At 48.4% G+C, this 1439-nt stretch carries 1 protein-coding gene; it reads left to right on the top strand.

The genetic code is table 11. The annotated features are described in order from the left end of the window. Positions 1 to 1131: IS110 family RNA-guided transposase (locus ACFPYJ_RS33090; RefSeq protein WP_379192866.1), on the top strand; the 1131-nt coding region annotated here is incomplete at its 5' end. Positions 1132 to 1439: the final 308 nt, after the last annotated feature.

Raw genomic sequence — 1439 nt, 5'->3', positions numbered from 1 at the left:
ACTCCACTTGAGTTTGGTAACGATCGTGAAGGATTCATGCTATTCGAACGTTGGATTCAAGATCTGCTCAAATCCTACAAGCTGAGCAGCGTCATCGTTGGGATGGAACCAACCGGCCACTACTGGTTCAGCCTAGCACGTTGGCTTGCTACACAAGGCATTGAAGCTGTTCTGGTTAATCCTCATCTCGTCAAAAAGAACAAAGAAAACCGGGACAATACACCGTCTAAAAGCGATCGTAAGGACGCCCTTGTCATTGCAGATATGATCAAAAACGGGTACTACTCCCCTGTTCGTTTTCATCCGGAAGCATTTGAGGAACTACGCATTCTCATGGCAAATCGAGAGACGGTTACCAAGCGCCTCAACAGTGCGGTCAATCAGATTCATCGCTGGGTAGACATTGTTTTTCCTGAGCTACGTCAGGTCTTTAAAATCCTTACCTGCACCAGCGCAATTGCAACACTCAGACTCTTCCCTTTGCCAAGAGAAATCAGTCAGTTAAGCACGGATCAGGTCCTTGACGGTTGGAAGCAATATGTAAAGCGTCATGCTGGAGTTAAACGCGCTGAGCTCCTCATTTCACTAGCAAAATCCAGTGTTGGTACTACCCAAGCACTCAAGGCTTACAAGCTTCATCTTGGGCAATTGCTTGAAGAATATGACCTAGCCCAGTGCCAACTTGAACAGATTGGACACGAGCTCCATCTCATTCTTGAACGCATTCCTTATGCACAGAAGCTGCTTGAAATACGAGGTGTCAGTGCTACGAGTCTAGCTGGCGTACTCGGTGAGGCTGGTGATCTAAGTGGCTATTCGCATGGAAATGCTCTACTGCGGCACGCGGGGTTGAATCTAGCTGAGGCCAGTTCCGGGAAGTGGCGAGGAAAGATGGTGCTTAGCAAACGAGGTCGGCCACGTCTGCGTCATTTTCTCTATCTCATGACGATGTGTATGGTCATGACGAACCCGGAAATTCGGGCTTTGCACCGTTACAATGTGGAAATAAAGAACCTGAAGAAAATGAAATCCATCATGAAATTATGTAGTAAAGTAGCGCGGCTACTGGTCAGCCTGGCAAAAAGCAGCGAGGCTTACGATTCAACTAGAGTTTTCCCACAAGCAGCCTAAGATCAGTCAGGCCTCACCAGCTCAAGCATTCGCAGGATGACAAGAAGCACGGAGTATCGGGAGACGTTATGCAAAAGGGCTCGGACCCGTTCCGTTAGAAAGACCGACCTCCACCCCTTAGTTAGATGTGACGAAGGAATGAAAGGGCTATGACCCGTTGAGACATGGGAGCGAGAATCGCTAGGGTAAAGTGGAGACGTGCGCATATGGAACAATATGGGTGATGTATAATTCACCTTTATTCCCGCATGCCTAATTCTCCCTCCCCCCAGCTATCGGCTCCTCCTCCATCCACTTCTCCATACTAA

The sequence above is a fragment of the Paenibacillus solisilvae genome (assembly GCF_042656405.1).
Classification (GTDB): Bacteria; Bacillota; Bacilli; order Paenibacillales; family Paenibacillaceae; genus Paenibacillus_Z; species Paenibacillus_Z solisilvae.
This window is presented reverse-complemented; position numbering and strand designations above follow the sequence as displayed.